At 72.7% G+C, this 26,554-nt stretch carries 26 protein-coding genes and 2 riboswitches; of the genes, 8 read left to right on the top strand and 18 right to left on the bottom strand.

Annotation, left to right across the window (positions count from 1 at the left end; translation table 11 throughout):
- Positions 1-39 precede the first annotated feature (39 nt).
- Positions 40-2,667, bottom strand: a complete 2,628-nt coding sequence (locus ACP6CK_RS21930) for a hypothetical protein (protein WP_426955440.1) — start codon at positions 2,665-2,667, stop codon at positions 40-42.
- A gap of 251 nt (positions 2,668-2,918) precedes the next feature.
- On the opposite strand from ACP6CK_RS21930, the gene ACP6CK_RS21925 reads away from it, so the two are divergent.
- Positions 2,919-4,226 carry a PQQ-dependent sugar dehydrogenase gene (locus tag ACP6CK_RS21925; protein WP_426955439.1) on the top strand — a complete coding sequence of 436 codons (1,308 nt, stop codon included), beginning with the start codon at positions 2,919-2,921 and terminating at the stop codon, positions 4,224-4,226.
- A gap of 21 nt (positions 4,227-4,247) precedes the next feature.
- On the opposite strand, the gene ACP6CK_RS21920 is transcribed toward ACP6CK_RS21925, so the two are convergent.
- From ACP6CK_RS21920 to ACP6CK_RS21910, 3 genes are read right to left on the bottom strand one after another with little or no spacing between them, the layout of a single operon-like run.
- The gene (locus ACP6CK_RS21920) at positions 4,248-4,982 is read right to left on the bottom strand and encodes an IclR family transcriptional regulator (protein WP_426955438.1); all 735 of its coding nucleotides are present in this window, start codon (positions 4,980-4,982) and stop codon (positions 4,248-4,250) included.
- A 26-nt stretch (positions 4,983-5,008) separates the two neighbouring features.
- Positions 5,009-5,917, bottom strand: a complete 909-nt coding sequence (locus tag ACP6CK_RS21915) for an SMP-30/gluconolactonase/LRE family protein (RefSeq protein ID WP_426955437.1) — start codon at positions 5,915-5,917, stop codon at positions 5,009-5,011.
- A 5-nt stretch (positions 5,918-5,922) separates the two neighbouring features.
- Positions 5,923-6,924 (bottom strand): Bug family tripartite tricarboxylate transporter substrate binding protein, encoded by a 1,002-nt coding sequence (locus ACP6CK_RS21910; protein ID WP_426955436.1) that lies wholly within the window; start codon positions 6,922-6,924, stop codon positions 5,923-5,925.
- A 128-nt stretch (positions 6,925-7,052) separates the two neighbouring features.
- Here ACP6CK_RS21910 and ACP6CK_RS21905 point away from each other — a divergent pair, with 128 nt between their 5' ends.
- From ACP6CK_RS21905 to ACP6CK_RS21890, 4 genes are all read left to right on the top strand, one after another.
- Positions 7,053-8,027 carry a Bug family tripartite tricarboxylate transporter substrate binding protein gene (locus ACP6CK_RS21905; RefSeq protein ID WP_426955435.1) on the top strand — a complete coding sequence of 325 codons (975 nt, stop codon included), beginning with the start codon at positions 7,053-7,055 and terminating at the stop codon, positions 8,025-8,027.
- A 78-nt stretch (positions 8,028-8,105) separates the two neighbouring features.
- A complete protein-coding gene (locus tag ACP6CK_RS21900) occupies positions 8,106-8,783 on the top strand; it encodes an RraA family protein (RefSeq protein WP_426955434.1) in 678 nt (225 codons plus the stop codon).
- Positions 8,784-8,805: 22 nt separating this feature from the next.
- Positions 8,806-9,810 (top strand): hydroxyacid dehydrogenase, encoded by a 1,005-nt coding sequence (locus ACP6CK_RS21895; protein ID WP_426955433.1) that lies wholly within the window; start codon positions 8,806-8,808, stop codon positions 9,808-9,810.
- Positions 9,811-9,864: 54 nt separating this feature from the next.
- Positions 9,865-10,842, top strand: coding sequence for a tripartite tricarboxylate transporter substrate binding protein (locus ACP6CK_RS21890; protein ID WP_426955432.1), 978 nt, complete (start codon positions 9,865-9,867; stop codon positions 10,840-10,842).
- A 242-nt stretch (positions 10,843-11,084) separates the two neighbouring features.
- Here ACP6CK_RS21890 and ACP6CK_RS21885 read toward each other — a convergent pair whose 3' ends face one another.
- A complete protein-coding gene (locus ACP6CK_RS21885) occupies positions 11,085-12,056 on the bottom strand; it encodes a Bug family tripartite tricarboxylate transporter substrate binding protein (protein WP_426955431.1) in 972 nt (323 codons plus the stop codon).
- Between the two features lie 313 nt (positions 12,057-12,369).
- On the opposite strand from ACP6CK_RS21885, the gene ACP6CK_RS21880 reads away from it, so the two are divergent.
- On the top strand, positions 12,370-12,639 hold the full coding sequence (locus tag ACP6CK_RS21880) for a hypothetical protein (RefSeq protein WP_426955430.1): 270 nt from the start codon (positions 12,370-12,372) through the stop codon (positions 12,637-12,639).
- Between the two features lie 68 nt (positions 12,640-12,707).
- Here ACP6CK_RS21880 and ACP6CK_RS21875 read toward each other — a convergent pair whose 3' ends face one another.
- A complete protein-coding gene (locus ACP6CK_RS21875; RefSeq protein ID WP_426955429.1) occupies positions 12,708-13,376 on the bottom strand; it encodes a GAF domain-containing protein in 669 nt (222 codons plus the stop codon).
- Positions 13,377-13,637: 261 nt separating this feature from the next.
- Between ACP6CK_RS21875 and ACP6CK_RS21870 the strand changes: the two genes are divergently transcribed.
- The gene (locus ACP6CK_RS21870; RefSeq protein WP_426955428.1) at positions 13,638-13,895 is read left to right on the top strand and encodes a hypothetical protein; all 258 of its coding nucleotides are present in this window, start codon (positions 13,638-13,640) and stop codon (positions 13,893-13,895) included.
- Between the two features lie 171 nt (positions 13,896-14,066).
- On the opposite strand, the gene ACP6CK_RS21865 is transcribed toward ACP6CK_RS21870, so the two are convergent.
- The 12 genes from ACP6CK_RS21865 to ACP6CK_RS21810 form a co-directional block, all read right to left on the bottom strand.
- Entirely contained in the window at positions 14,067-15,152 is a 1,086-nt protein-coding gene (locus ACP6CK_RS21865) for a site-specific DNA-methyltransferase (protein ID WP_426955427.1), read from the bottom strand.
- Positions 15,153-15,237: 85 nt separating this feature from the next.
- Positions 15,238-15,861, bottom strand: a complete 624-nt coding sequence (locus ACP6CK_RS21860; protein ID WP_426955426.1) for a ribonuclease HII — start codon at positions 15,859-15,861, stop codon at positions 15,238-15,240.
- Positions 15,861-16,619, bottom strand: a complete 759-nt coding sequence (locus tag ACP6CK_RS21855) for an SDR family NAD(P)-dependent oxidoreductase (protein ID WP_426955425.1) — start codon at positions 16,617-16,619, stop codon at positions 15,861-15,863. Before ACP6CK_RS21855 ends, ACP6CK_RS21860 begins: the two co-directional genes overlap by 1 nt.
- A 51-nt stretch (positions 16,620-16,670) precedes the next feature.
- Positions 16,671-17,447 (bottom strand): alpha/beta hydrolase family protein, encoded by a 777-nt coding sequence (locus tag ACP6CK_RS21850; RefSeq protein WP_426955424.1) that lies wholly within the window; start codon positions 17,445-17,447, stop codon positions 16,671-16,673.
- A gap of 212 nt (positions 17,448-17,659) precedes the next feature.
- Positions 17,660-18,109 carry an N-acetyltransferase family protein gene (locus tag ACP6CK_RS21845; RefSeq protein WP_426955423.1) on the bottom strand — a complete coding sequence of 150 codons (450 nt, stop codon included), beginning with the start codon at positions 18,107-18,109 and terminating at the stop codon, positions 17,660-17,662.
- Positions 18,106-18,684: an NUDIX hydrolase gene (locus ACP6CK_RS21840; protein WP_426955422.1), complete on the bottom strand. Its 579-nt coding sequence runs from the start codon at positions 18,682-18,684 to the stop codon at positions 18,106-18,108. The genes ACP6CK_RS21845 and ACP6CK_RS21840 overlap by 4 nt, the downstream gene beginning before the upstream one ends.
- A 64-nt stretch (positions 18,685-18,748) precedes the next feature.
- Positions 18,749-21,673, bottom strand: coding sequence for an aminomethyl-transferring glycine dehydrogenase (gene gcvP, locus ACP6CK_RS21835; RefSeq protein WP_426955421.1), 2,925 nt, complete (start codon positions 21,671-21,673; stop codon positions 18,749-18,751).
- Positions 21,670-22,047: a glycine cleavage system protein GcvH gene (gene gcvH, locus ACP6CK_RS21830; RefSeq protein WP_426955420.1), complete on the bottom strand. Its 378-nt coding sequence runs from the start codon at positions 22,045-22,047 to the stop codon at positions 21,670-21,672. Before gcvH ends, gcvP begins: the two co-directional genes overlap by 4 nt.
- Positions 22,047-23,162: a glycine cleavage system aminomethyltransferase GcvT gene (gene gcvT, locus ACP6CK_RS21825; RefSeq protein ID WP_426955419.1), complete on the bottom strand. Its 1,116-nt coding sequence runs from the start codon at positions 23,160-23,162 to the stop codon at positions 22,047-22,049. Before gcvT ends, gcvH begins: the two co-directional genes overlap by 1 nt.
- A gap of 45 nt (positions 23,163-23,207) precedes the next feature.
- Positions 23,208-23,342: riboswitch (glycine riboswitch) on the bottom strand.
- Positions 23,343-23,345: 3 nt separating this feature from the next.
- A riboswitch (glycine riboswitch) is annotated at positions 23,346-23,449 on the bottom strand.
- Between the two features lie 79 nt (positions 23,450-23,528).
- Positions 23,529-23,954 (bottom strand): pyridoxamine 5'-phosphate oxidase family protein, encoded by a 426-nt coding sequence (locus ACP6CK_RS21820; RefSeq protein WP_426955418.1) that lies wholly within the window; start codon positions 23,952-23,954, stop codon positions 23,529-23,531.
- A 100-nt stretch (positions 23,955-24,054) separates the two neighbouring features.
- Positions 24,055-24,657, bottom strand: a complete 603-nt coding sequence (locus tag ACP6CK_RS21815) for a histidine phosphatase family protein (protein WP_426955417.1) — start codon at positions 24,655-24,657, stop codon at positions 24,055-24,057.
- Positions 24,654-25,205 (bottom strand): hypothetical protein, encoded by a 552-nt coding sequence (locus ACP6CK_RS21810; protein ID WP_426955416.1) that lies wholly within the window; start codon positions 25,203-25,205, stop codon positions 24,654-24,656. The genes ACP6CK_RS21815 and ACP6CK_RS21810 overlap by 4 nt, the downstream gene beginning before the upstream one ends.
- 336 nt (positions 25,206-25,541) lie before the next feature.
- Here ACP6CK_RS21810 and ispH point away from each other — a divergent pair, with 336 nt between their 5' ends.
- Entirely contained in the window at positions 25,542-26,537 is a 996-nt protein-coding gene (gene ispH / locus ACP6CK_RS21805) for a 4-hydroxy-3-methylbut-2-enyl diphosphate reductase (protein ID WP_426955415.1), read from the top strand.
- Positions 26,538-26,554: the final 17 nt, after the last annotated feature.

Genomic DNA, 26,554 nt, shown 5'->3' with positions numbered 1-26,554 from the left:
CAGCGGTCGCACCGGGCCGCGGTGTCGGCAGCACCGTGCTCACCCCTGGCGCGCCGGTCCGAGCAGTTCGCGGAACAGCCCAGCGAGGGCGTCCGGGTCGAGCGCGATGTTAGCGAGGTGGCTCCGGCGGTCACCGAGGCTGCGCCGCTCGCCCTCCGCCACGACCTGGCCGTAGACGTAACGCGGGACGCGGATGTGCTCGGCCTCCCACGCGCCGGGCATGCGCTCGTCCGGAAAGCTCTTCCCGCGCGGCGCGGAGTAGACGATGCCGGGCGCGGCGGTGAACCAGCCGATCTTGTGCTGCGTCGTGCCGACGGGGCTGAGATACGCGTCGGTCCTGGCGGCCCAGAGCACGCTCTCGCGCAGGCTGTTGCCCACCATGTTCACGATGCGGCCGGGCGCGCGCAGGGGCTCCGGCGCGGCGGCCCGGACCGTCTCTGCCAGGGCGTGCAGGCGGTCGCAGACATGGCTCCACTGGGCGGTGATCTCGTCCCGGCCGATCGGGTAGGAGAAGCCGTCGAGCAGGACGCGCATTCCGGGGTAGTCGGGCAGCAGGAGTTCGAGCAGCCTCACGATGCCGGCCTCCTGGCCGACCCAGCTCTTGTCGCCCATCCGCATGCCGATCCAGAGCGTCGGCCAGGAATCGGGCTCGGTCTCCGGCGTGACGGCGCCCTGGCGCGGGGGAACGGTGGAGACGGCGCGGCGGGTCCGGACCTTCAAGGTCTCCGGGATGAAGTAGCCACCCACCGTGACCAGCAGCGCCTCAATGGAGAAGGGGCAGGGATCGACCATCGGCGCCCGGTCGGCGCGCCCGACAATGCGGTTGGCGAGCTCGGGGAAGATGCCGGCGAGCGGGCCGAAGAACTCGGTGCCGCCAAAGATCACGCGGTCCAGACGATGCTCCGTGCCGGCGATCAGGATGCGCTCGAGGCCCGTGTAGAAGTTCCAGATGTGGTGCGCAAAGTTCTCCGCGCTCTGCACCATGGCGATGACCCGCCGGGGCGTCGCGTCCGCGGGGCCGCGCGCCAGGGCGGCGTCGTGCTCCTCCGCGCGCTGGGCCAGGCGCAGCGCGATGAAGCCGAGCAGGCCCGCCATCGAGGCGTCGGTGAGGAGGTCTGTCAGCGCGGCGCCGAGATCCAGCACGAGCTCGAAGCGCGGGACGTAGAGGCACAGCATCTTCGAGCCGCCGCCCGCCGCGACGAGGTAGAACGGATGCGTGCCGAGGAAGAGGTAGCAGGTGCGCCCGTAGACAAGGAAGGAATCGACGGCGTAGCAGGTGCCGCCGCCGAACGGGTCCCGGAAGGCGAGCGCCCCCTCCGCCACGAGGCGATCCTGCCACCCGCAGAAGCGCTCGACATGGTGGACGCGGTGGCGCGCATAGTCGCTGGAGAATCCGCCCTCTGCCAACCGCCTCGCCCAGGCCTCGGAGCCGACGGAAAGGAAGTCGCGGAGGCCGAGCCGCAGGTCACGCCAGGAGATTCCGATCGCGGCGAGATCGGCCTTCTCCGCGTCGCTCAGGCGCTGCACGGCCATCAGGCGCCGCACGGGGCTGCGAAGGAGGAAGAACAGGTTCAGATCGTGCGAGCGGGATTCCGCGACCGCCACCGCATCGGGCCCGGCGATCGGCCGGGCCTCGCCATGGGCCGTCCAGAGCGCGTCCGCCGCGCGCATCGCCGAGGTTTCGAGGAAGGCCGCCACGCGATCCGGGAAGCGGGCGCGCAGACCGGCACTCCCCAGATCCTCGGCGAGCTGCGTGAGCACGCCGCGCAGGAGCTCCGGCGTGGAATCCTGCAGGGCGCAGAGGCGGGCCATCCGGTCGGCGCCGCCGCCCGTCAGCAGCAGCCAATCCGCCACGAGGCTGCGATCCGCGGGGTTGGCCGTGATCGCGCGCTCGAGCGCGGCCCGCACCTCCTCGGCCGGGGCCCCGGCCGCACGCAGGGATCGGGCCAGCCCGGTCCATTCGCGTCGGCCATCCCCCGGGCCGGCCAGTGCCACCCGGTAGGCTTCCACGGCCTCGGCGTGCTCGCCCGCGATGGCAAGGCGTTCGGCCAGTTGTGCATGCAGCCCGGGCGAGCGGGCGAAGGCGGCGCCTCCCGCCCGCAACACGGACAGGCCGCGCCCGGCCTCGCCGACTTCCCGGAAGCGCCGCGCCAGCCGGAGGGTCAGGCCCTCCGCCGGCCCGGTGAGCGCGTCCGGCGCGGCCTGCAAGGCCTGCCGCGCCGCCGCTTCCGCGGCGGCCGGGTCCCCGGCGGCGAGCAGCCCCAATGCCTGCTGAAGCCGAAGCGCCGGCAGGTCGCCGTGCTCGCGCAATCCGATATCCAGGGTCTCGACGGATCGCGCGGGCTCGCCGGCCTCCATCAGCGCCTCGGCCTGGCGCATCCGCTGGTCGACGGTGAGCGGCAGGCCGGCGGCGCCGAGCCAGCGCTCCAGCGCATCGAAGGCGCGGCGCGCCAGGGCGGGCCGTCCGGCGTAGCGGGCGGCGCGGGCGGCCTGGACGAGGATCGCGGCCCCGGTCCCCGGGTTCGGAACCTCCCGCAGCAACCTCGCCGGCCCGTCCTCGTCCCTCTCCAGCGCCGCCAGCATCGCACGGACCGCCGCGGCCTGGGGGCCGGCCGCTTCCGCCTGGGCCGGCTCTCCCTGGTGGCTCTCCGCGCCGTGCTGCTGCATGCCTGTGACGAAGCTCCTGGCCCGGACGCCGTCCTCCGCGGGCGCCGCGCGGGATGGCGCGGCGGCGCGCGGACGGTCCCGAACGGGCTCACCGTTGAGGCCGGCAGCCTATCAGAAGAGCCCCGGACGGTCAGCCGACCCGATCGCGACCGTCCCGCGTTCAGAGGATGGGGTTCCCCGGATGCGGGGGGCCATGGTCCACTCGCCATGCGCGCACAGCGCCGCCTTTCTGCCCCATGAACGGAGACGACATGCCGGACGTATCGGACCTTCTTGCGCGCGCTGTCGCTGTTGTCGGCGGGACCGCCCTGCGGCTGCGGCGCATGCGGGACGGGGACCCGACACCGGCCTGGGGCGAGGCGCCGGCCATTCCGGAGGCGAAGCCGCAGGGGGCGATCCCCACCCTGAAGATGCCCACGGCGCGGGGCTGGGACGAGGGTCAGACGCCGATCGCGGCCCCCGGGCTGAAGGTGAACGCCTTCGCGCGCGGCCTGAAGCATCCGCGCTGGATCCAGGTGCTGCCCAATGGCGACGTGCTGGTGGCCGAATCCTCCAGCATCCCGCGCAGCAAGATGCGCAACGTGTTCGACCACGCGATCACGGCCACGATGCGCCGCGCCAAGGCCACGGGCGAGAGCGCCAACCGCATCACCCTCCTGCGCGACCGTGACGGCGATGGCGTGGCCGAGGTGCAGCAGGTGTTCATGGAGGATCTGAGCCAGCCCTTCGGCATGGCGCTGCTGGGCGACCGCTTCTACGTCGGCAACACCGATGGCGTGGTGATGTTCCCCTATGAGGATGGGGCCGACCGCATCACCGCGCCGGGCCAGAAGATCGTCGACTTCAAGCCGGGCGGGCACTGGACGCGCAGCCTTCTGCCGAGCCCGGACGGGCGGAAGCTCTACGCCGGCGTCGGCTCGCTCACCAACATCGCCGACAACGGGATGGAGGAGGAGGAAGGCCGCGCCGCGATCTGGGAGCTCGACCTGGAGACCGGACGCAACCGGATCTTCGCGGGCGGGCTGCGCAACGCGGTGGGGATGGCCTGGGAACCGCGGACGGGCGTGCTCTGGACCGTGGTGAACGAGCGCGACGGCCTCGGCGACGAGACGCCGCCCGACTATCTCACCTCCGTGGTCGAGGGCGGCTTCTACGGCTGGCCCTACTGCTACTGGGACCGGGTGGTGGATGACCGCGTCCCGCAGGACCCGGCGATGGTGGCGAAGGCGATCACGCCGGACTACGCGCTGGGCGGCCACACCGCCTCGCTCGGGCTGTGCTGGGTGCCGGCCGGCACGCTGCCCGGCTTTCCGGAAGGCATGGCCATCGGCCAGCACGGCTCGTGGAACCGCAGCACGCTCAGCGGCTACAAGCTCGTCTTCATTCCCTTCGAGAACGGCCGTCCCTCCGGCCCGCCGCGCGACATCCTGTCGGGCTTCCTCGCGCCGGACGAGAAGGTCTCCTACGGGCGGCCGGTCGGCGTCACACTGGGCCCGGATGGATCGCTGCTGATGGCGGACGACGTGGGGGATGTGATCTGGCGCGTGACGGGCGCCTGACGACGCGGCCCCGCACCCGGCTCACTCGGCCGCCGCGCGCGGCTGCTCCGGCGCGTGACCGCCCAGGCGGCGCGTGAGCGCCGCCGCCGCCTCGGCAAGCACTGGCCTGGCGGCCGCGACGGCGTCCGTGGTCCAGCGGATGACCGGCGCCGAGAGCGCCAGCGCCCCCGCCAGCGCATCCCCCGGCCCGAAGACCGGCGCCGCCATGGCCCCCGTGTGCGGATCGGTCGCGCCCATCGTGACGATCGGCAGCTCAAGCGCCGCGGTGTAAGCCGGCAGCGGACGGGGGGAGAAGGCGCGCAGGACCTGGGCGATCGAGGAGTTGTCCAGCGGCAGGGCATCTCCCACGCGAACATGCATCCGCAGGAGATGCGGGCTGTCCACGCGGAAGAGGCAGAGGCGCTGCTCGCCGCGGCGGACATAGAAGGCCGCGGTCTCGCCGGTGCGGGCGACCAGCTCCTCCAGCACGGGCATCACATGCGCGTCCAGCCGGAAGGACTGAGTGTAGATCGTCCCGAGCCGCAGCACCTCCGCGTCCAGGCGGTACGACCCGTCCCCCTCGCGCGCGAGGAAGCCGTGCTCCTCCAGCGAGATCGCCAGCCGCATGATCGTGCTCTTCACCAGCCCCGTCCGCGCGGCGAGCTCCGCGAGGGAGAGGGCCTGGTCACCCTTGCGGAAGGCGGACAGCACCGTCAGCGCCCGGTCCGCGGAGGCAACCCCCTCCAGCGCCGGGCGCGGCCTCGGCTTCCCCGTCATGCAGCCCTCCTGCCCATTCCCCTAGACTAGGCACCCTCCGGCCGCGGCTCCAGGCGGGCGCGGAGAATGCTGCCCGTCTCGCTCTCCGTGATGAGGAGGTCGCGGCCGTCGGCTCCGCCCAGGCAGAGATTCGTCGTGGACATCCCCGCGCAGGACGCGATGCCGAGGGTGGGCACGGCGTGGGGCGACAGGCGCCAGACCGTGCCGACGCCGGTATGGGCGACCAGCAGGTTCCCGTCCGGGTCCCAGGCCAGCCCGTCCGGCCCGCCGGGGCCGCCATGGAGATGGACGAAGATCCCGGCCTTCGTCACCGCCCCATCCCCGTGGAGCGGCAGCCGCCAGACCTGGTTCGCGCGCGTCACTGCGACGAGCAGGTGCGACAGGTCGGGCGCCACCACGATCCCGTTCGGGCTCGGCACCGTGCCGATCAAAGGGTCGAGCCGCCCGTCCGGGCGCAGGCGATAGACCCGCCCCGTCGGATCGTGCAGCCCGGTCTGCCCCTGGTCGGTGAAGAAGACGCTGCCATCGGCGCCGAGGCAGAGGTCGTTGAGCCCCTTGAAGCCCTCGCTCCGCGCGTCCTCCAGCACCGGCACGACGCCGCCCGTGGCGGGATCGATGCGGAGCAGGCCGCGCCGGTAATCCGTGACGAGCAGGTGCCCGTCCGGGTGGACCTTCAGCCCGTTCGGCCAGCCGTCATACTCCGCCACCAGCTCCCATTCGCCGTCCGTGGAGATCCGGAAGATCCGGCCGAAGGGAATGTCGGTGACGTAGAGCCGGCCGTCCGCGTCGAAGCATGGGCCCTCCAGGAAGCTGTCGATCTCGCGCCCGCCGCGGTTCCAGCGGGCCCAGGCGGTCGGGCGCGGGCGGCGGAAGCGGTCGGGCAGGCGAGTGAAAACCTCGGTTCCGATCCGTGGCGGGGGCGCGAAGAAGGACATGGTGGCTACTGCCGCTCAATGCCGGCGCCGCCCGCCACGTCGCGCCAGCGATTGGTCTCCTCGGTCAGCAGCGCGGCGAAGTCGGCGGGCGGCATGCCACCGGGGTCCGAGGCGAGGGCGGCGAGGAATTCCCGCATGTCGGGCGCCTGCAACGCCTTGGCGACCTCCTGCTGCAGGCGGGCCACGATCGCGTCCGGCGTGCGCGCGGGCGCGGCCAGGCCGGACCAGTTCACCACGCCCTGCCCGTTCGGCCCGAAATTCGGCAGCCCGGCCTCGCGGAAGGTGGGCACGTCGGGCAGCGCCTCCGTCCGCCGCGTCCCGCTCATTGCCAGCGGGCGCAGCAGCCCGCCGCGCACATGGCCGAGCGCGGAGCCGAGCGAGACCATCACCAGGTCCACCTGCCGGGACAGGGCCGCCGTCACCGCCTCGCCGGCGCCGCGGAAGGGCACGTGGAACAGCCGCACATCGGCCGCCTGCCCGAAGGCGGCGGTGGCGAAGTGCGGGGCGGAGCCGATGCCCCCGGTGCCGTAGGTGATCTTCTCCGGCTCCCGCCGCGCGGCCTCGATCAGGGCGGCCAGGTCGCGCCAGGGCGCGTCGCGGTGCACCGCGAGCATGACAGGGGAGAAGGCGCTGACCGTCACCGGCCGGAACGCCGCGGCGTGGTCGAAGGGCAGGCGCTGAAAGAGGTAGGGCAGCATCGCGTAGGTGTTGTCCATCGCGAGGAGCGTGTGCCCGTCCGGCGCGGCGCGCGCGACCTCGGCGGCGCCGATCGTGCCCGTGGCACCCGACTTGTTCTCCACCACGAAGGGCTTGCCGAGGCTGTCGGAAAGCTTCTGCGCGACCCGGCGGGCGATCGTGTCCACGGCACCGCCTGGCGCCCAGGCGACAACGACCCGGACCGGGCGGGAGGGCCACGCCTCCCCCTGCGCGAGCGCCTGCCCGGCGCGCCCGGCGGAGAGGAGGGCCGTTCCGGCCGCGGCTCGGAGGACATGGCGGCGCTGCAACATGGTGGATTCCTTCCCGGACGGCCCCGGACTTCACATCCGGGTTGATTATCGAAATGGCGTTGCGTTATAGGTGGGCACAACGCGCTCCTGTCAAGCGGAGCCGCAGGGACGGGAAGGAACGACCGGGCATGCGCGCATCCCCTCTCAGCCGCCGGGCGGCGCTCGGCCTGGCCACCGCGGGCCTGACCCGAGCTTCCCTGGCCCAGCCCGCCTGGCCCGCCGGCCGCCCGATCGAGATCATCGTCCCCTTCGCCCCGGGCGGCGGGATGGACGCGATGGCCCGGACGGTCGCGCCCTTCCTCTCCGCCCGTCTGGGCGGCGCTCGCATCGTGGTCTCGAACCGCGCGGGGGCCGGCGGCCAGGTGGGCACGGAGGCGGTGGCGAACGCGGCGCCGGACGGCTTCACCCTCGGGGCCTGCGCGACGCCGACGGTCCTCAGTCAGCCGATCGAGCGAGCCGTCCGCTGGCGCCCGGCCGAGCTGACCTACCTCGCCCAGGTGGTCGAGGATCCCTGCGGGCTCTTCGTCCGGCCCGACAGCCCGCTGCGCGACCTGCCGGGCCTGCTCGCCGCCGCGCGGGCCCGCCCGGGCGACGTCTCCTACGGCACGGCGGGGATCGGCGGGGACGACCACATCGCCGCCCTGCTGCTGGAGGAGAAGGCGGGGATCCGCCTGAACCACGTGCCTTTCAACGGCACCTCGCAGCTCCTCGTGCCGCTGCTCGGCGGACAACTCCAGGTCGGCGCCTTCAACATCAGCGAGGCCGTGCCGCTGCTGCGCGACCGCGCCATCCGCGGCCTCGCCCTCGCGGCAGAGGGACGGGACCCGACCGCGCCGGACATCCCGACCTACCGGGAGAGCGGTACGGACCTGACCTTCTCCGCCGGCCGGGGACTCTTCGCACCACCGCGCCTGCCGGAACCGATCCGGACGGCGCTGGAGACCGCGCTGGCCGCTGTCTTCGCCGATCCGGCCTGGACCGAGGCGGCCGCGCGGGCCGGGCTGCCGCTCCGCCCCCTCGTGGGCGCGGCCTACCGGGACGCGGCGCTCGGTGGAGAGGCCGCGCTCCGCGCGCTATGGGACCGGCGGCCCTGGAAGGAATAGGGCCATATTTCGAAATCTGATTGTGTTTTGGTCCGAAGCGGGGCTAAGCACCCCGCGTGATCCCGGAAGGATGAGGCGATGACCGCTGGTTTCAGGATCCTGTCGCGCGGCCGCAAGGTCAGCCCCGAGGCGGTCGAGCGCTTCCGCGCCCTGCCCGTGGCGAATGTCAGCGACGTGATGTCCCGTATGACGGCGGGCGGCCCGCGGCTGCGCCCGATGCACGGAGGCGGCGTCCTCGCCGGCCCGGCCTTCACCATCAAGACCCGCCCGGGCGACAACCTGATGGTCCACAAGGCCCTCGCGATCGCGGAGCCCGGCGACGTGCTGGTGGTGGACGCGGGCGGCGACCTGACCAACGCCATCATCGGTGAGCTGATGCTGGCCCAGATGGTCCGTCGCCGCTTCGCCGGCATCGTCATCAACGGCGCCATCCGGGACAGCGCCGCCATCCGCGGGCAGGACTTTCCCGTCTTCGCCGCCGGCGTGACGCATCGCGGCCCCTACAAGGACGGCCCGGGCGAGATCAACGTCCCCGTCGCGATCGACGGCATGGTGATCGAGCCGGGCGACCTCGTCCTCGGCGACGATGACGGCCTGCTCTGCGTCCCGTTCGCGGAGGTGGAAACGGTGCACGCCGCCGCCGCGGCGAAGTCCGCCGCCGAGGCGAAGCAGATGGCGAACATCCAGGCCGGCACCCACGACGCCTCCTGGGTGGACGCGACGCTGCGCCGCCTGGGCTGCGAAGGCCTCACCTGACTCCCTCCCGAGGATCACACCCATGCCTGATCGTGCAACGAGCCCCTCCGTCCTCGTGACCGCCGCCTTCCTCGCGCCGGAGGCGGTGGCCATCCTGGAGGCGGCCGGCTACGCCGTCCCCTGCACGTCAGGCTACCCGTCGGAGGCCGAGCTCCTCGCCGCGATCGCGGAGCATCGGCCGGTGGCCATCCTGCACCGGCAGGGGATCATCAACGGCACCGTCATGGACGCCGCCCTGCCCGCGCTGCGCGTGGTCGCGCGGCACGGCGCGGGGGTGGACGGCATCGACCTGCCCGCCGCCGAGGCGCGCGGCCTGACGGTGACGCGGGCCGCCGGCGCCAATTCCCGCTCCGTCGCCGAGCACGCGATGGCGCTGATGCTCTCCCTGCTGAAAGACCTGCCCTCCGTCGCGGCAGGGATGCACGACGGGCTCTGGGAGAAGACGTCGCGCATGACCCGCGACGTGGACGGCACGGCCCTTGGCATCGTCGGCTACGGCGCCATCGGCTCGAAGGTGGCGCGCCTCGCGGACGCCTTCGGGATGCGGGTCGCGGCCTATGACCCGCTGCTGTCCCCGGGGCCGCTGCCCGGGCCGGGCGAGCGGGTGGCCGACCTCCCCTCCCTCCTGGCCCGCTCCGAGGTGCTGTCGCTGCACTGCCCGCTCGACGCCACGACGCGCGGGATGATCGGCGCCGCGGAGCTCGCGATGCTCCCGAAGGGCGCGATCCTCGTGCACACCGCGCGCGGCGGCATCGTGGACGAGACGGCGCTGCTCGCCGCGCTGGAGTCCGGTCACCTGGCCTGGGCCGGGGTGGACGTCTTCGCGAAGGAGCCGCTGGACGCGGCGAGCCCGCTGCGCACCCATGCGCGCGTGCTGCCAACGCCGCACCTCGCCGCCAATACCCCGCACGGCGCGGTCGGCATGTCCACCGGCGCGGCGGAGAGCATCGTCGCCGTCCTCTCCGGCCGCCTGCCCGCGCTGGAGGGCGCGATCGTGGTCCGGGGCGGGCTCCGCATCGCCGCCTGAACGCGACCGGGACACCGCCCGCCGGAAACCGAGGAAGCGAACCGAGGAAACGACATGACCAGGACCCCTCTGCTGACCCGCCGCGGCGCCCTCGCGACCGGCCTCGCGGCGCTCTCGATGCCCGCGCTCGCGCAAGCCTCCTGGCCGGGCGGCCGGCCGATCGAGGTGATCGTCGGCTTCGCCCCGGGTGGCGGGACCGACGTGATGGTGCGCGCGCTCGCGCAGTCCCTCGCGGCCGAGCTGCCCGGGGCCAACTTCGTCGTGGTGAACCGCCCCGGCGCGGGGGGCGAGACGGCCTACGTCGCCCTTCAGGGCGCACGTCCCGACGGCTACACGCTCGGCACGCTCAACACGCCCGGCTACATCTCGGTGCCGATCGAGCGCCGCGTCCGCTACGACCGCGCCCGCATCCGACCGATCGCCCGGCTGGTGGACGACCCGACCGCCTTCGTCGTCCACCGCGACTCCCCCTACCGCTCCCTCCGCGACCTCGTCGAGGCGGCGAAGCGCCGGCCGGGCTCCATCAGCGTGGGCTCCTCCGGCGTCGGAACCGACGACCATCTCGGGCTGACGCTCTTCCAGGCCGCCTCGGGCACCGAGTTCATCCACGCCCCCTTTGCCGGCGCCGGACTCGTGAAGAATGCGGTGCTCGCCCGGCACATCGACGTGGCCGGCCTCAACCTCGGCGAGATCGGCATCCTCGGCCAGGAGAACCCGCCGCTGCGCCCCCTGGCCGGCATGGGCGAGCGGCGCTGGGAGCTGATGCCGGAGGTCCCCACCTTCCGGGAGGAAGGCTTCGACGTGCTGATGACGAGCGAGCGCGGCCTCGGCGCCCCGCGCGGTATTCCCGACGAGATCGCGGCGCGCCTGCAGGAGGCCGTGGCCCGCGTCGTCGCCAAGCCGGAGTGGGCGGAGAGGGCACGGCAGCTCGAACTGCCGATGGCCTACCTGCCGGGTGCGGAGTGGGAGGCGCAGATGCCGGCCCAGGAAGCGCGCTACCGCCGCATCTGGGAAACGACGCCCTGGCACTGACCCCGAAGGCCGGCGCAGCGGCGACGCTGCGCCGGGATCACCGACCGGCTATCTGATCCGCGCCGCTGGTCGGATGGCAGGCGAAGGCCGACCGGCTTGGCCACAATGACGACGTTATCTCCGACCGCAGCGTGCGGAAGCCCGCGTCGCCGGTGCCGCCGCGGTTCTCGTCGCGGATCTGGACGATCAGGCCGTCCCCGGCCCCGCTCCAGACCTCATCCAACCGCCCCGACCGGCGCCGATCACTCCGCGCGGGCCCCGGCCGCGCGCATCACCCGGCCCCACTTCTCCGTCTCGCTCCGCATGAAGGCCAGGAACGCCTCGGGGGTGCCGGGCTCCGCCTCCAGCCCCTGCCGCTGCAGCACGTCCAGGACTCCGGGATCGGAGAGGGCCTCGTTCATCGCCCGGTTCCAGCGCGCGACCATGGCGGGCGGCATCCCGCGCGGCCCGACAAGGCCATACCAGTTGCTGCTCTCGAAATCCCGGACGCCGGCTTCTGCCACCGTCGGCAGCGCGGGCAGGCGGTCGGACCGCTTCGACCCCGTCGTGGCCAACCCGACCAGCCGCCCCGTGTCCACCATGGGTGCCGCGGTCGAGACGGAGGCGAAGGAGATCGGGACCTGGCCCGAGAGCAGGTCGTTGGCCAGGGCCCCGCCCCCGCGATAGGGCACATGCGTCAGCTTCACCCCCGCCAGCAGGTTGAATAACTCGCCGGAGAGGTGACCCGCCGTGCCGATCCCCGACGTGCCATAGGAAAGCTCCGCCCCCCGGGCCCGCTCGATGAGTTCCGACACGGTGCGGATGCGGGTGGAGGGATGCACGACGAGAACGTCGTGCGTCGTGACCGCCAGGGCGACCGCCGTGAGGTCCGTCAGGGGATTGAAGGGCAGGGACGCGTAGAGGGCCGGATTGACCGCCAGGGCCGCGATCGTCCCCATCAGCATCGTGTGCCCGTCGGGCGTCGCGCGCGCCACTGCCTCCGTCGCGATGTTGCCGCCCGCGCCGGGCCGGTTCTCCACCACCACAGGCTGCCCCAGAAGGGCGGAAAGGCGCGGCGCCATGGCACGGGCCGTGATGTCCGTGCCTCCGCCGGGCGCGAAGCCGACGACCATGCGGATGGGACGGTCCGGCGACCAGGATTCCTGCGCCCGGGCGGCACGCGCCACAAGGGGCGCAGCCGCGGCACCGAGGACCGATCGGCGTGTGACGGTCATGTTCATGGGTTCCTCCATCGATCATTCTTCCGCGGTTTCGGCCCGCCGCAAACCGTGCGTCACCGGTAACGCCTCAACGAGGGACCGCGATCCGACGCCGCCCCGTTCATGCGCGGTAGGGCGCTCTCGCGCGATCCCGCTCAAGGTTCACCGGTGCGGACCTGCCGGCCGGACGCAGCCCTGCCCGGAGACCGTCCGCCACGCCTTGACGCTCGGATGGGCCAAACGGAGAAGACCGGCAGCACGCTGCCACGGGCGACGATCGATCGCGCAGGATCGGCCCCCTTCAGCACGGCGAAGCCAGGTGAAGAAGATGGATCCTGACGATCTGAGGCGGCGCACGACGCCAGAAGGCCTCGCACCCCTTCCTGCCGCGATGTGGCACGCGCAACGCGGGGACTGGGAGCGCGCTCACGAGATAGCGCAGGCTGTCGAGACCCGGGACGGCGCCTGGGTGCATGGCTACCTGCACCGGCAGGAAGGCGATCTGGCGAATGCAGATTACTGGTACCGGCGCGCCGGCCGGCGCCGCAGCGATCTGTCCCTGGCGGCCGAGTGGGAGGACATCGTCGGGGCCCTGTAGCGGGCTTCGAAAGACTCTTCGCGCAATCCCGCCAGTGCCGGGCGCGCAGGCGGGGGAACGACCCGAACCTACGGGTCGTCCCTTGCGGTGAGGGCCTCGATGGTCAGGCGCAGGAGTTCCTCCGCCCCATGAAGCCGCCGGGACTGGGCGTGGTCCAGAAGTTCCTGCAGGTTCCGCTCGCAGACATCCCTCGGCCATTCCCGCCGCGGTGCGCGATCCGGAGCCTCCGACGCTTTCGGGGGGCGCCGCGCGTCAAGCAGCGCTTCCACGCCGCGGGCCATTCGCGTCAGCTGCTCCCGCTGCCAGGGATGGAGCCCGTGCGGACGCGGCACCGTATCGACGACGCACAGGGACCCGATCTGCAGGCCGTCGGGCAGTCGCAGCGGCGCACCCGCATAGAACCGGATGTAGGGTGCCCCGACGACGAGCGGGTTGTTCGCCGTTCGCGGATCCCTGGTCAGGTCCGGAACCACCAGCAACTCGCAATCCTGGGGCGTCAAGGCGCAGAAGGACTGCTCGATGGGCGTCTCCCGGATCTCGACGCCCGCGCGTGCCTTGAACCACTGCCGCCGGCTGTCCATCAGGCTCACCGCGGAGATCGGGGCGTTGCAGAGCCTTGCGGCCTCATGAACCAGATCGTCGAATTCCGGCTCCGGCGGGGTATCCATCACCTGATAGGCGGCCAGGGCTGCCTCTCGCCGGAGTCCCACGTCAGCGTGCGGAAAGTTGTTTGTCATGGCGTCGCACCTCCGCGCCGAAGCAAGAGCGGACCGAGCCGAGTTCCACGCCTCAATCGATCAGGCTAACGGTACCGCGACGGACTTCTTCAAGGGAAGGTGAAGCCCGATCAAGGCGCAATTTAAGACCACAGGATTGGCTCCACGGTAAAATGTTTGTAAAGCTGATCCGCGTATCGCACCGTGGACAGGCCGCGGTCGCTCCGAGCAGGCTCCGGAGCATCCGCGAGCACGGAAGCCACATCGTCGCGGCCAGGACCGGTGATGCTCATGAAGCGACCCCGCCGCCTTCAGCTCGCACCGCCTGATCTGGAAAGCGCCATTCTCGCCGCGCTGGAGAAGATCGTGTCGCGCGTCCGGCCCGAGGACCGTGCGGCGACCTTCCGGCAACTGCGCGAGGAGCTGGAGCAGTCCCTGGCCGAGGCACCGATGTCCGGCGATGTCGTCGACGGGATCGCGTTCCGTGCCCGGCTCGCTGCGCTCTTCGCGCAAGGGATCGACCGCGCCGACGAGAGCTGAGCCGGCCAGCGTCGACCTGCCGCGCTGCCCGTCTGCCTGGCGTCCTCGCCAGACGCTCATCAGCGGACGATGCACCATGACGGGCACCCGGCCCGGACGGAGCAAACGCATCCCGTCCTGACCGGCAGCGGGACGGCGCAGGATGGAAGCGCCCCGGCCCGCGCGCCGGGCTCAGAGGCCCGGGACCAGCTCGGCCCGCAGCTCGTCCAGCACGCGCAGCGATCCGTCGCGCTTCTCCACGTGCCAGAAGGTCCAGCCATTGCAGGACGGCGCCTCCTGCACGGCGGCGCCGACCTGGTGGATGCTGCCGGCGGAGCGGCCGCAGCGGAGCGTCGCGTCCGCCCCCACCTCCGCCGCCCAGCGGCGATGGCGATCCCACAGCTTCGTGCCCGCTGGCACCAGCCCGCGCTCCACCAGCGTGCCGAAGGGGATGCGCGGCTGCTCCCGCTTCGCGGGCAGGGTCAGGGCCGCGCTCTCCGGCAGCGGCTCGATGGCGGCCAGGCGCTTCTCCGCGGCGGCGACGTAGCTCTTGTCGCGCTCGATCCCGATGTAGCGCCGTCCCAGCCGCTTCGCGACCGCGGCCGTCGTCCCGGTGCCGAGGAAGGGGTCCAGTACCACCTCTCCCGGCGCCGTGCAGGACAGGATCACCCGGTGCAGCAGCGCCTCCGGCTTCTGGGTCGGGTGCAGCTTCTTGCCATCCGCCAGCCGCAGCCGCTCGGGACCCGTGCAGAGCGGGAAGAGCCAGTCGCTCCGCATCTGCTTATCGTCGTTCATCGCCTTCATGGCGGCGTAGTTGAAGCGGTACCGGCTCTCCGGCCCGCGAGAGGCCCAGATGAGCGTCTCATGCGCGTTGGTGAAGCGGCGGCCGCGGAAGTTCGGCATCGGGTTGGACTTGCGCCACACCACGTCGTTCAGGATCCAGTAGCCGAGGTCCTGCAACGCCGAGCCCAGGCGGAACACGTTGTGATAGGCGCCCATCACCCAGATCGTGCCGTCCTTGCGCAGCACGCGGCGGCACTCGGTCAGCCATTCGCGGGTGAAGCGGTCGTAGGCGGCGAGGTCGTCGAAACGGTCCCACGCCTCGTCCACACCGTCCACGATGCTGTCGTCGGGACGACGCAGCTCGCCCTTCAGCTGCAGGTTGTACGGCGGATCCGCGAAGATCGCGTGGACCGAGGCCGGCGGCAGGCGCCGCAGCATGTCAAGGCAATCGCCGCGCAGGACAGTGTCCAGCGGCAGGTCCAGACCTGTGCCCACGTCTCGATGATTCCCCCGGACCTCGCCCCCCGGAGAGGTCCCGCCCCATAGTTGTGCGGCAGGGACTCCACGGTCAAGTGACCTCTCAGCAACACCCCCGAAGGTATTGATCCACCGGCCGGAATCCCCGGCGGTGGTGAGGGCAGGGTCCGAGCTGCTCCAGGGCCGCCCGGTGGGCCGCGGTAGGATATCCCGCATGCCGGTCGAAGCCATAGCCGGGCCAGCGCGCGGAAAGCCGGGTCATCGCGCGGTCCCGCACCACCTTCGCGACGATGGAGGCCGCGGCGATCGAGAGGCAGCGCGCATCGCCGCCGACGATGCAGCGCACGTTGCACGACAGCGGCGGCGGCATGTTGCCATCCACCAGCGCGAGAGACGGCGCGACCGGCAGCCGCGCGACGGCGCGCGTCATCGCGAGATGTGTCGCGCGGAGGATGTTCAGGCGCCCGATCTCCGCCGCGCTCGCCGCGCCGATGCCGATCTGCACGAGGCCGGACGCGCACGCATCGCGCAGCGCACCGAAGGCCGCTTCCCTCGCACGCGCATCCAGCTTCTTGCTGTCGTCCAGCAGCGTGGCGAGATCGTCCGGCGGCTCCCGCGCGAACATCACCGCCGCGGCCAGCACGGGGCCCGCCAGCGGCCCGCGTCCCGCCTCGTCCACGCCCGCGACGCGGCCCAACGCCTCCCGCTCGTGCGAGAAGTCCGGCACTACAGCGTCAGGCCTCCGTCCACCGTCAGCGTCTGCCCGGTCACCATCGCACCCGCGCAGCCGAGGAACAGGATCGCCTCCGCGATGTCCTCCGGCGTGCAGCGGCGGCCGAGCGGGGCGTTGGCGATGGACTGCTCCCGCTGCGCGGCCGTCCACTCGATCTGCCAGGTGCTGTCCACCGCGCCGGGCGCGACGGCGTTCACCCGGATCTCCGGCCCCAGCCCGCGCGCGAGGTGCTTCGTCAGCGCGATCACCCCGGCCTTGCTCGCGGCATACGCCATGGAGGAACCGCGGCTCCCCTGCCCCGCCACCGACGCGATGCTTACCACCGCGCCCCGCACCGCCCGCAGCGCCGGAACCGCCGCGCGCGTGACGCGGAACAGACCGACGAGATTCGTGTCCAGCACGGCGTCCCAGAGATCGTCGGTGATGCGGTCCAGCTCGTTCGGCGCAACGGTCTGCGTGACGCCCGGCGTGCCCGCGTTGTTCACCAGCAGGTCCAGTCGGCCGAGTGCGGCGACCGCGGCCTCCACCATCGCCGCTTCCTCGCCACGGCCGATGGCGCCCGGCGCTTCGACGGCCGTCCCGCCGGCAGCCCGGAGCCTTGCCACCGCCTCCGGCCCGCGCGGATCGCCCGGCAGGAAGTTGATCGCGACGGCGCAGCCGTTCTCCGCCAGCGCCGTCGCCGTCGCGAGCCCGATGCCCGAGGCGGCGCCGGTCACGAGCGCTGTGCGGCCGGCGAGATCATAGCGTGGCATGGTGAGTCCTCCCGCCAGGAGGGTCGTCGCAACGCCGGGCCAGGGCAAGCCTCACAGCCCGCGAAGGATCACCTCGTCGCCCTGGGCCACGAGCCCCGGCGCACCGCCGCGCAGCCGGCCGAGCGCCGCGGCATCCCCGCGCAGCACCCCGTCCAGGAAGGCCACCGACAGCGCGGCCGCGCGCGCGTGATAGGTGGAATCAGCGTAGCGCCCCCCTGCCTCCCGCTCGTCGGCGAAGGAGGCGTGCACGGCGCCGCGCAGCACCGCGAGCGCGCCGGGATTCGTCGCCTGCTCGAAGGGCTGGCGGCGCATCGGCGCCTGCACGCCCTCGATGAAGCCGTGATCCTCCGTGCCGGTGATGTGCAGCAGCGGCGCGGCGATGCCACCATAGGCCAGGCGCGGCGGCAGCCCACGCGCGGGGATCGGTGACAGCGCAACGCCGACCTTCAACCGCGCATCCGGCAATCCCAGGCCGCGATCGCCGCCCGGCAGCCGCTCCCCCAGCATGTGCTGCACCGTCCAGGCGCCGTAGGAATGACCCGCGATCGCCGCGCGCGACGCATCCGCCCGCGGCGGCAGGTTCGACAGCGCGAACTTCGCGTCCAGCAGCCGGTTCACCGCGCCCTGCACGTCCAGCGCCGCCGCGGCCAGCGCGATCCGGTCGCCGTTCCCGCGCCACAGGCTGTCATCCGAGCCGATGTGCTGGAGATGGATCGCCATATACCCGGCCTCCGCCAGCGCGGTGCCGAGATAGGAGAGACCTTCCCGCGAGCCGCCCAGGCCGTGGGAGAGGATGACCACCGGCGCGGGCCCAGGACCCGCCGGCATGCGAACGAGCACGGGGATGTCGCGCGCCCGCGCGGCATCGCGCCAGACAGAGCGTGATTCGGAGATGGGAGCCTCGACGGATGTGCGGGGTTGCGCTTCGGCCGCACACCCCGCGAGCAGAAGCGGCGTCGCGAGCGCCGCCCGCCGCGTCAGGCCGGCTCGCCGGAGGCCGCTCGCGGCCGAAGGCGTGAATCCGGCCCGCTCGCTCCCTGTCAGAGCGGGATGTCGTAGGTCCGCCAGGGCGTGAGGTTGGCCAGCCGGTCGTACACCGCCCGGCCGCGGTAGTTCGTGTCTGCGGTGATCCAACGGATGACGCTCCAGCCGCGCTTGCGGCCCTCTTCGGCGAGGGTGCCGATCAGCGCATCGGCGACGCGCTGGCCCCGCATATGGGGATCGACGAAGAGATCGTCCAGGAACCCGCCCGTGCTGGCGGAAAGCGGCCGTGCGAAGGCCCGGTAATGTGCCAGCCCCACCGCGCGCCCCTCCGCGTCCTCCGCGATGAAGGCGCAGGTCTCGTGCGCGGTATTATGGATCCAGCCCCAAACGCGGTCGCGCATCTCAGGGGTCTGCTTCACCTTGTAGAACTCGGCATAGCCGGCATAGAGCACGTCCCACTCCGCCCGGTGCCGCTGCTCCGCCGGAACCACCCGAATGCCCGTCATGTCCCCTCCTTCAACCGAAGATCCAGGCGCCCCGCCGCGACCAGCGCGAGGGTGAGCCCCGACACATGCATGACCTGCGGCAGCAGCCCGTGCGGCAACCCCTCCAGCACCCGCGCCAGGGGCCAGAGCTCCACCGCGATGTCCTCGCCCGCCTCATGCGCGGTCTCGTGCCTCAGCGTCGCGCCGGGCACCAGCACGGTGAAGGCCCGGTTCCGGTGCGACGCCGTGTTCGGCCGCAGGGACGCCACTAGCCGCGCCTCCGGCGCCGCGTAGCCCGTCTCCTCCCGCAACTCCCGCAGCGCCGTCACCTCCGGCGAGGCGTCCTCCGGGTCCATGCGCCCCGCCGGCAGCTCCAGCGTCTCTTCCTGCACCCCGTGCCGGTACTGCCGCACCAGCACCAGCTCGTCCGCCGGCGTGATCGCCACCACCTGCACCCAGTCCGGATAGGACAGCGTGTAGAAGGGATCGAGCACGTTCCCCCTGGCGTCCCGCACCCGGTCCGCCCGCACGTCGATCCATCGGTCCCGCAACGCGGTCCGGCTGGCCAGCACCTCCCAGGCGCGCCGCCTCGTCATGGTGTTGTGCTGGCTGCCCAGGGGAAGGCTCCGCCTCCCCCTGGGGCCACCGAGCCCAACCCCATCACGCCGCCGCCGCGCGCGGGTGGTCCTGGTAGGCCTCCAGCGGGGCGCAGGTGCAGGCGAGGTTGCGGTCGCCGTAGACGTTGTCCACGCGTTTCACCGGCGGCCAATACTTGTGGGCCGCGACCCAGGGCAGCGGGAAGGCCGCTTCCTGGCGGGTGTAGGGGTGGGACCAATCGTCGGCCGTGACCTCGGCGGCGGTGTGGGGCGCGTTCTTCAGCGGGTTGTCCGCTTTGTCGGCCCGGCCCTGCTCCACCGCGCGGATCTCGGCGCGGATGGCGATCATCGCCTCGCAGAAGCGGTCCAGCTCCTCCTGCGGCTCGCTCTCGGTCGGCTCCACCATCAGCGTGCCGGCGACGGGCCAGGACATGGTGGGGGCGTGGAAGCCGTAGTCCTGCAGCCGCTTGGCGATATCCTCCACCAGCACGCCGCCATTCTGCTGGAAGCCGCGGCAGTCGAGGATGCACTCATGCGCCACCATGCCGTGGGCACCGCGGTAGAGGACGGGGTAGTGCCCCTCCAGCCGGCGCGCGACGTAGTTGGCGTTGAGGATCGCGACCTCGGTGGCCCGCGTCAGGCCGGCGGCGCCCATCATGCGAATGTAGGCGTAGGAGATCGGCAGGATGGCCGCGCTGCCGAAGGGCGCGGCGGAGACGGGGCCGAAGCCCGTCGCCGGCCCGGCCTCGGCCAGCAGCGGGTGGTTCGGCAGGTGCGGCGCCAGGTGCGCCGCGACGCCGATCGGCCCCACGCCCGGCCCGCCGCCACCATGCGGGATGCAGAAGGTCTTGTGCAGGTTCAGGTGGCAGACATCGGCGCCGATCGCCGCCGGGCTGGTCAGGCCGAGCTGCGCGTTCATGTTGGCGCCGTCCATGTAGACCTGCCCACCGGCCTTGTGGACGGCGGCGCAGATCTCGCGGATCCGCTCCTCGAACACGCCGTGGGTGCTGGGATAGGTGACCATCAGCGCCGACAGCTTGTCCGCGTGCTGCGCGATCTTCGCCTCCAGATCGGACAGGTCCACGTTGCCGTCGCGGTCGCAGCCCACCACCACCACGCGCATCCCCGCCATCACGGCGGAGGCCGGGTTGGTCCCGTGCGCGGAGGAGGGGATGAGGCAAACGTCCCGGTGCCCCTGGCCGTTCGCGCGGTGGAAGGCGCGGATGGCCAGCAGCCCCGCATACTCCCCCTGGCTGCCGGCATTCGGCTGCAACGACACCGCCGCGAAGCCCGTGCAGGCGCAGAGCCAGGATTCCAGCCGCCGCACCAGCTCGATGTAGCCGCGCGCCTGGCTGACCGGGGCGAAGGGGTGAATATCGGAAAAGCCCGGGAAGGTGATCGGGATCATCTCGGCCGTCGCGTTCAGCTTCATCGTGCAGGACCCCAGCGGGATCATGCTGCGGTTCAGCGCGACGTCCTTGTCCTCCAGCCGCTTGAGGTAGCGGAGCATCGCGTGCTCGGCGTGGTGCGCGCGGAAGACGGCGGCCGTCAGGAAGGCGGAGCGCCGCTCCAGCCCCGCCGGCAGGCGCGACGCCTCGGTCAGCTCGCCCAGGCCCACGCGCTCGCAGCCCGCCGCCTCGCAGAGCGCGGCGTCCAGCGCGATCAGGTCCTGGCGCGTCACCGTCTCGTCGAAGGCAATGGCGACGCTGCGGTCATCCACCCGGCGCAGGTTGAAGCCGGCGGAGAGCGCCGTCTCGATCACGCGATCCGTCTTGTCGCCGGTGATGAGGCAGACCGTGTCGAAGAAGCTGTCATGGCGCAGGGGGAAGCCGGCGCGCCGCGCGCAATCCGCGTAGAGGCCGGCCAGAAGCTGCACGCGGCGGGCGATGCGGGTCAGCCCCTCCGGCCCGTGCCACACGGCGTACATGCCGGCCATCACGGCCAGCAGCACCTGCGCCGTGCAGATGTTGCTCGTCGCCTTCTCCCGCCGGATGTGCTGTTCCCGCGTTTGCAGCGCCAGCCGCATGGCCGGGCGCCCGGCCGCGTCCACCGACACGCCGACCAGCCGGCCGGGCATCAGGCGCTTCAGCCCGTCCTTCACCGCCATGTAACCCGCATGCGGGCCGCCATAGCCCATCGGCACGCCGAAGCGCTGGGTGCTGCCGACCACCACGTCCGCGCCCATCTCGCCGGGCGGGGTCAGCAGGGTCAGGGCAAGGATGTCGGCCGCGACGATCGCCAGCGCGCCCACGGCCTGGGCCGCCGCGATCTCCGGCGCGATGTCGCGCACCTCCCCCGTCGTGCCGGGATAGGAAAGCACCACCGCGAAGGGTTTTTCCGAATTGCAGGCGGAGGCGATGCCCTCCGGCGCCACGACCTGCACGGTCAGGCCGAGCGGCTCCGCCCGCGTGCGCAGCACCGCCAGGGTCTGCGGGTGCAGGTCGGCCGCCGCGACCAGGGTGGTGGACTTCGTCCTGTGCGCGGCCAGGGCGAGCGCCATCGCCTCCGCCGCCGCGGTCGCCTCATCCAGCAGGGAGGCGTTCGCCACAGGCAACCCGGCCAGGTCCGTGACCATCGTCTGGAAGTTGACCAGCGCCTCCAGCCGCCCCTGGGCGATCTCCGCCTGGTACGGCGTGTAGGCGGTGTACCAGCCCGGGTTCTCCAGCACGTTGCGCAGGATGACGGGCGGCGTGATCGTGCCGTTGTAGCCGCAGCCGATCAGCGACTTCACCCGCACGTTCTTCTCGGACAGCGCGCGCAGCTCGGCGACCGTCTGCGCCTCGTCCACCGGCGGCGGCAGCGCATCCAGCGTGGAGCCGCGGATGGCGGCCGGCACGGTGCGGCCCGCCAGCTCCTCCAGGCTGCCGACGCCGACGACGCGGAGCATCGCCGCGACCTGCGCCTCGCTCGGCCCGATATGGCGGGCGATGAAGCTGTCGGTCCCTTCCAGCGCCGCGAGCTGCGCCAGCGCGCCCGGCGCCGCGCTCAATGCCCGGCCTCCGCGTGGGCGGCATAGGCGTCCGCGTCCATCAGCGTGCCGACCGCCGCCACGTCACGCGGCACGATGCGGAAGAACCAGCCCTCGCCGGTCGGCTCGCTGTTCACCAGGCCGGGATTGTCGGTCAGCGCGGCGTTCACCTCCACGATCCGGCCCGCGACGGGGGCATAGATGTCGGAGGCGGCCTTCACGCTCTCGACGACCGCGATCGCCTCGCCGGCCTCGACCTCGCGGCCCGGCTCCGGCAGGTCCACGAAGACGACGTCGCCGAGCGCGTTCTGCGCGTGGTCGGAGATGCCGACGGTCGCGGTGTCGCCCTCCAGGCGCACCCACTCGTGGCTCTCGGTATAGCGGGTCTCGGCCATCAGGCGGCTCCTGCGCTGCGCTTGTAGCGATGGGGAACGAAGGGGGTGGGCGCCACGCGCCCGGCCAGGGTCCGGCCGCGGACGATCAGGTCCAGCGCGGTGCCGTCCGCGGCGTGGTCGCGGGCGACGTAGCCCATGGCGACGGGGGCGTTCAGCGTCGGGCCAAAGCCGCCGCTGGTCACCTCTCCCACCGGGACGCCGCCGACCTCGATCGGGGCATGGGGCCGCACGGGCTGGCGCCCGTCCGGCAGGATGCCGACGCGGACGCGCTTCGGCCCGTTCTCCAGGTCGGCGCGGACGCGCTCCGCCCCCAGGAAGTCCCAGGCCATGCGGCGGCGCTTGCCCAGGGTGAAGGTCAGCGCCGCGTCCACGGGCGAGGTGCTCTCGTCCAGGTCCTGGCCGTAGAGCGGCAGCCCCGCCTCCAGCCGCAGGCTGTCGCGCGCGCCCAGCCCCGCCGCCACCGCGCCGGCGGCCAGCAGGGCGCGGGCGACGCGCTCCGCCGTCTCGGCCGGGACACCGATCTCGAACCCGTCCTCCCCGGTGTAGCCGGAGCGGGTGATGAGAGCGGGCACGCCGGCGACCGGCGTCTCCAGAACGCCCATGAAGGGCATCGCCGCGACACCCTCGGCCAGCCCGGCCAGCACCGCCTCGGCCCCCGGCCCCTGGAGCGCCAGCAGCGCCCGGTCCGGCCGCGGCACGAGCGTCACGCCCGCCGGCAGCACCGCCGAGATCGCCGCGATATCCACCCCCTTGCGGGAGGCGTTCAGCACGAGGAACAGCCGGTCGCCGAGGTTCGCGACCATGAAGTCGTCGAGGATGCCGCCCGTCTCGGTCATCAGCAGGGCGTAGCGCTGGCGTCCCGGGCGCAGCGCCTGCACCTCGGCGGGGGTGATCCGCTCCAGCGCCGCGGCCGCGCCGTCCCCGCGCAGCTCCGCCTGCCCCATGTGGGAGACGTCGAACAGCGCCGCGCCGTTCCGGCAGGCCTGATGCTCCGCGATGATGCCGGCGGGGTACTGCACGGGCATCGCATAGCCCGCGAAGCCAACCATTCGCCCGCCCAGCTCGCGGTGCAGCGGTGCCAGCGGCGTTTCAAGAAGCGTCTCGGATTCGGCCACGCATCCCCCAGGGCCGCGGATGCGGCCGGTTCAGATCGTGGCCCCCCTCTGTCCCGAGACCTGAGAGATTCGGACGCCGTCCTTGCCGCCATCCGCGCGCCGTGTTCGCGCGGGCAGGCGGTGGAGGCGCCCTTACTCCGTCGGTGCCAGGACCGTTTCCGGCCCCGGGCTTTCCAGAGGCCCCTTCCCCACGCGGTCCTTCTGCCTGAGCGTTTCCGGGGGCCGGTTGCGCCTTCGGCGGGGGCAACCGGCCAAACCGGGGGGCCCCTCTCTCCCGCGCGGGATCAGCGGGTGGGCCAGAAGTGCCCGAACCCGCCGCCCGATGCAACCACGGCGCCGGTCAGACGGGTCCTCCAGGCCGATCGATCAGACCGGCACCTCGCCCTCGTCCTCCCCGTTCCAGTAGTGGATGCGGGTGGCGTGAACCTTGATCATCACCAGCCCCGGCGCATCGATCCCGCCCTCGAACCAGCGGTCCAGGTCCTTCGTCCAGTGCTCCGCGAAGGCGGCCTTGTCGCGGATCAGCTCGCCCCGCCCCTCCACGGAGATGAATAGGGGCGGCGCGCCCAGCAGCCCCTTGCTGCCGGTGAAGGTGAGCGCGACTTTCGGGTCCGCGGCGATCTCCTGCACGCTGTGGGTGCTGTCGAGGGCGAAGAAGTAGGAATCGCCCTCGTACTCCACCTCCCCGTTGTTGCTCATCGGACGGCCGGCGATCTCGCCCCCGGCGGTCCGGGTCATGAGCATGGCGTAGTCGATCTTCGCCATCTGCTTCGACAGATCGGCGAGGCTCATCTGGCCCATCGAGGGTTCCTTTCGGGAGGAGCGGGACGGAGGATCGTCTGCGGCAGGAGCTGAACGCCCCGCCCCCGTCATGGCTTCGACCTGCCCCGGATCAGGCCGCCGGCGCCGTCTCCGGCCCCGGCAGGGCCACCCAGGGGAAGGTGCCCGAAACGCTCTCCCCGCGCGGGAAGGCGAAGCGGTGCCCCTGCGCCGGCTGGTCCCAGCTGCGGGAGATCGGTGCCCCGGCCAGCCAGGCCCGGAGCAGCGCCCCCACCCCGCCATGCGCCACGATCGCCAGGTCGCCCGCCGGGCTTTCGGCCCTCACCGCGCGCACCGCCGCCACGATCCGGGCCTGCGCGTCCACCGCGCGCTCCCAGCCGCGCACGCTCTCCTCCGGCCGGGCGAAGAAGGCGTCCGCCATCGCCTGGAACTCCGGGGGCGGCAGGTAGCCGGTGGCGCTGCGGTCGTTCTCGCCCAGTTCCTCCAGCACGCGCACGCCCAGGCCGAAGCGGGCGGCCAGGAGGCCGGCGCCCTCGATCGCCTTCGCCTCCGTGCTGGCCCAGACCGCGGCCGGGCGCACGCCCGCCGCCGCGAAGGCCGCGGCCAGGGCGCGCATCCGCCGGATGCCGACCTCGGCCAGCCCCCAGCGCGGCACCGGCACCGCGGGGTCCACCATCACCTCGGGATGGGTGATGAAGTGGACGGTTCCGCTCACCGCGTCCCGCGCCGCCGGTTCGCCTCCAGTTGCTCCGGCGAGAGCTGGAAGCCCACCAGCACCGTTCTCTCCGCCGCCGCACGAGGGTCGCCGGGGATGCGGACCTGCATCTCCTCCCCCACGGCCGTGGTGGTGTTGGTGTTCGGCGGGAACTGCACCCGCAGCGTGTCGGAGCCCCGGTTCAGCACCCGGCTCTCGTCCCGGTCCACCACCCAGACGAAGTAGGGCAGGTCCGCCGTCCGCCCCGTCGCCCCCGGTCCCCGCTCGGCCGAGACGCCGACCGTCAGGATCACGTCCAGCCCCGCGTTGCGCGGCGCCAGGCTGCACGCGAAGCGCACGCCCTCGATCCGCGCGGCCACCTCCACCGTGCCGATGTCCGGCACGGCGCCGGCGCGGTAGCGGGTCAGATCCGTCGCGTCGGCCAGCCTGACCACCCGGGGACAGGGAGGGCCGTCCGCGGTGTTCCGGCTGCTGCCGCATCCCGCCAGAAGTGGCAGCGCGATCACCGCGGTCAGAAGCGCGGCACGGGCAGGAAGGTGAGAGATCAAGCGGGAGCTCCTTGCGGCACCGAGGCGGCCGGCCCGACCCGACCCTAGCCCCGATCGGCGAGGCCTGAAATCAGCCGGAACCGTGAATCGACTGACGTCGGCGGTCCGGGAACGGCGCACCGGCCGCCCCCGTCCCGCGTCCCGATCCGAGTCCGCGTCCCACAGATCGCGGGGTCCCGGGAGCGCGCCCGCCCCCCGCGGACGGCCCGGATTCGAAGGCACTGCCTTCGACGCCGCCTCCTGGCATCACGCGAACCCGATGAGCACAGGGTCCGGCCCCGCCGATGCAACCGGGAGGGGCTGTTCTCGGAGCCACCAAAGCCCTACGTCACCCTCATGGACCAGACCGCCGGCGCCCTCCTCGCGGCCAAGCCCCCCCTGACCGTGCTGCTGGCCGGCCCGCGCGGCTTCTGCGCGGGCGTGGACCGCGCCATCAAGATCGTAGAGGAGGCGATCGCCCGCTTCGGGGCGCCCGTCTATGTCCGCCACGAGATCGTCCACAACCGCTTCGTCGTGGAAAGCCTGGAGGCCCAGGGAGCCGTCTTCGTCGAGGAGCTGGACGAGATCCCCGATGACGGCCAGCCCGTGGTCTTCTCCGCCCATGGCGTGCCGAAGTCGGTGCCGGAGGCGGCGCGGGCCCGGCAGATGCTCTACCTGGACGCCACCTGTCCCCTGGTCAGCAAGGTCCACCGGGAGGCGGAGCGCCACCACGCCAATGCCCGCCACATCCTCCTGATCGGCCATGCCGGACACCCCGAGGTGATCGGCACCATGGGCCAGCTTCCCCCGGGGAGCGTGACGCTGGTGGAGGACGCGGACGCGGCCCGCAGCGTCAGCCCGCCGCCCGGCCCGCTGGCCTTCACCACCCAGACCACGCTGTCCGTGGACGACACGGCGGAGATCGTCGCCATCCTCCAGTCCCGCTTCCCCGGCCTGAGCGCGCCGACGAAGGAGGACATCTGCTACGCCACCACCAACCGCCAGGCCGCCGTGAAGGCGATCGCCGGGCGTTCGGAGATGATCGTGGTGGTGGGCGCGCCCAACTCCTCCAACTCCGTCCGGCTGCGGGAGGTGGCGGAGCGCGCCGGCTGCCCGCGGGCGATCCTCGTCCAGCGCGGCCGCGACTTCGATCCCACCCAGGCGGACGGGCTGCGCACCATCGGCATCACCGCCGGCGCCAGCGCGCCGGAGGTTCTGGTGGAGGAGGTCGTCTCTCGCCTGCGCGAGCGCTTCGCCGTGACGATCGAGGAGGTGATCGTCGCGGAGGAGCGGATCACCTTCAAGCTGCCCGCGGCCCTCATGGGCGACCGGCAGCCCGAGCCGGTTCGCTAGCCGGGGGCGTCCCCGCG

It is taken from the genome of Muricoccus radiodurans, assembly GCF_050154705.1.
Taxonomy (GTDB): domain Bacteria; phylum Pseudomonadota; class Alphaproteobacteria; order Acetobacterales; family Acetobacteraceae; genus Roseomonas; species Roseomonas radiodurans.
Note: the sequence above shows the minus strand (reverse complement) of the source record. Positions and strands in the feature narration are given on the sequence as shown.